General features: G+C 78.3%; 2 protein-coding genes and 1 pseudogene. 2 read left to right on the forward strand and 1 reads right to left on the reverse strand.

Annotation, left to right across the window (positions count from 1 at the left end; translation table 11 throughout):
* Window positions 1-1,158 (forward strand): hypothetical protein (locus NT8_RS30190; RefSeq protein ID WP_217999344.1); only part of this gene is annotated, 1,158 nt, incomplete at its 5' end.
* 33 nt (window positions 1,159-1,191) lie between these two features.
* Here NT8_RS30190 and NT8_RS27790 read toward each other — a convergent pair.
* A complete protein-coding gene (locus tag NT8_RS27790) occupies window positions 1,192-2,352 on the reverse strand; it encodes an FIST signal transduction protein (RefSeq protein WP_067975995.1) in 1,161 nt (386 codons plus the stop codon).
* 189 nt (window positions 2,353-2,541) lie between these two features.
* Here NT8_RS27790 and NT8_RS27795 point away from each other — a divergent pair.
* Window positions 2,542-2,913 (forward strand): annotated as a pseudogene (locus NT8_RS27795) (magnesium chelatase); the annotation flags it as partial.

Below are 2,913 nucleotides of genomic sequence, written 5' to 3' on the forward strand. Positions count from 1 at the left end.
GAGCACGCCGGCTGCCCGGTCGCGGCCCCGGCCCGCCCGGGCGGCCCCGGCGCCCCGATGACCGCCGCCCCCGTGGCCGCCGGGCCGCTGCCGCTGTTCGCGCCGGGCGGCGACGGCGCGGCCGACCGGTCCCCGGCGGACCGCGGGCCCGGAAGCGCCGGGCACCTCGCCGAGATGGTGGCGGCCGAGCGGGAGCGCCGCGACTTCTTCACCACCCGCGCGGGCCGCCGCGCCGCCGCCAGCGTCGACGGCCTGCTGCGGGCGGCCGACGACGCCGAGGACGCGGGCGGCCGGGGTCGCGTGGGGACCGCCGAGCGGAGCGCGGACCGCGCCCGGACCCTCGCCGAGGACCTGCGCGACCAGGCCGACGAGGAGACCGACCCCGACCGCCGCCGGTTCCTGGAGGACGCCGCCGACACCGGCGACCGCACCCTGGTCCGCGCCCGCGACGGCGCCCGGACGGCGCGGGCGGTCGAACTCGTCACCGCGGTGCCCGGCGGCGCCCTCGGCGGAGGCGACGGCCCCGCTCCGGACCACCCGTCGCTGCACGACCTGTGGCGGCGCGTCCACCCGGTCGTGGACTACACCGGGACGGGCGCCCCCTTCATCGACCACGGCACCGTCGGCGCGGACGGGCGCCCCGTCCTGCGCGTCGACCGCTCCCGGTACGGCGACGACACCGAACTCGCCGCCGCCGTGGCCCAGGCCCTGGTGCTGGACGGGCACGGCTACTACGAGCTGGGGCCGGACGGCCTGCGCGCCGTCACCCGCGACGGCGACCACGGGGACGCGGACGGCGACGCCTACGTCGCCGCGTCGCTCGCGGCCCACACGGAGGCGAACCTGGCCGCCGTGCGGGTCATGCTGCTCGGCCGCCCCGACGGCGCCGAGGAACCGGACATCGCCGACCCGGTGCTGCGCCAGGCCTACGCCGACGCCCTGCGGGACCTGCGGCTGGAGGACGGCACGGCCCAGGACGGGCGGTCGGGCGGCGCGGGGGCCGACGACAGGGCACCGGCGGCCCGGGGGCCGGCGCTGCGCGCGACCGTCCAGGAGGCCCTCGCCGGACCCGTGGCCGGCCTCGGCGGCCGGTCGGCCGCCGACGTGGTCACCGAGGAGTACGCGTCGGCGTCCCCGCCCGGCGCGGCCGGCCGCTGACCCGGGCGGGCCCCGCGCGGCGCGCGGCCCGGCTCACCCCTCGAACGCGAGGACGCAGGCGGTGAACCCGTGCACGTGGTTGCGGCCCGCGACCGGGCCGATCTCGCCGGCCGCGAAGAACCCCGCGACGGCGTCGGCCCCCAGGATGCGACGCACCGAGCGGACGTCGTGGTCGGCGCTGGCGAACATGCCGGCGCCCCGGCCGTTGCAGGAGAACAGCAGGGCGGCGGCGGTGCGCCCGCCGGACTCGTCGGCGAAGGCACGCAGCCGCTCCAGCAGGTCGGCGCCCGCGCTGTCCTGGTCGCGCACCTGGAAGCGGACGGTCTGGCCGACCGCGACCACGTCGCCGATGGTGAGCGTGCCGCCCTCGGGGTCGGCCCCCACGACGGCGCGCACCAGGAAGTCGCCGCGCTCGTGCCGGTCGGCGTACTCGTCCATGGCGACCCCGATGTGCAGGCCCGCCGCCGCCAACTGCTGCTCCTCCGGCGGCAGCGCGTTGACCAGGCCCTCCAACCGCTCGTAGGCGGGCGCCCCGGCGAGTTGCAGGATGGTGTTGCCCTCGGACGCGGTGACCACCATGGGCGGCCCGATGGGGCGGCAGCCCTGGCTCACGACGGTGCCCGCGATGCCCTCGCCGCCGAGCAGCAGGCCGACGGCGCCGGCGTCGGCGGTCTCGCCGTCGGCGAACAGCCGCACGGACTCCCGCCCGCGCAGGCCGTCGGCCAGGCCGCCGACGAGCGGCAGCCCGCCCAGGACCTCGGTGGACCGCTCGACGAACGACTGGGTGGGGAACTCGTAGGGGTTGGCGAGGAGCAGCGCGGCCCGGTCGTCGGGGTCGGGTTCGTGCATGCCGACGACGGCGAGGTGGTCGCCCTCGGGGATCGCCTCCAGCCGGAAGGGGGTCAGCGTCACCTGGGGCAGCCGGGCGGCCCACACGCTGACCGCGCCCTGGGCCTCGACGCCCCGGCCGCCGCCGATCACACCCGTGCCGCTGCACCCGAGCGTGGTCGCGTCCCCGGCGAGCGCCATCACCCGCTCCCCGGCGAGGGTGACCTCCTCGGGGTCGCTCCCGCTGACGAAGAAGCAGACGAGGTCGGCCGCGCCGTCGAGCGGGCGCAGCGCCTGGAGGGCGGCGCGCTCGGCCGCGCTCACGAGGTCGGTCCCCGTCGCCAGTGCGTCACCGAACCTGGCCACCCCGCCACCCCCGTCTCGTCGTCCGGGCCGATACCCGCCCGCGACCATACTCCCAAGCCGACCGTCCCCGACCAGCGCGCGACCCGGCGTAATCCACGATTTCCCCCCGACCAGCCGCCGAACCGCCGATACCGGGCGCCCCGGACGTGCGCACTCGCCAAACCGGCGCCCGTGCATAGACTCGACGCTGTGTCTGCGTCTGCCGCGACTTCCGGCCCCACCGTTCCCGACGACCGCCCCACCACCCTCGGCGCGCTGCGCGCCTCGGGCCACGAGCACCGCACCGTCAAGGGCGAGGTCCGCGCCAACCTGCTGGCCCGCATGCGCGTCGGCGAACCCCGCTTCCCGGGCATCGTGGGCTTCGACGACACCGTGCTGCCCCGGCTCGAACGCGCCCTGCTGGCGGGCCACGACACCGTACTGCTCGGCGAGCGCGGCCAGGGCAAGACCCGGCTGATCCGCACCGTCGCGGGGCTGCTGGACGAGTGGACCCCGGTGGTGGCCGGCTGCCCGATCAACGACCACCCCTACGCGCCGGCGTGCGCCCGCTGCCGCCGGCTC

Origin of the sequence: Nocardiopsis trehalosi NBRC 14201, assembly GCF_001552555.1 — a bacterium.
GTDB lineage: Bacteria > Actinomycetota > Actinomycetes > Streptosporangiales > Streptosporangiaceae > Nocardiopsis_B > Nocardiopsis_B trehalosi.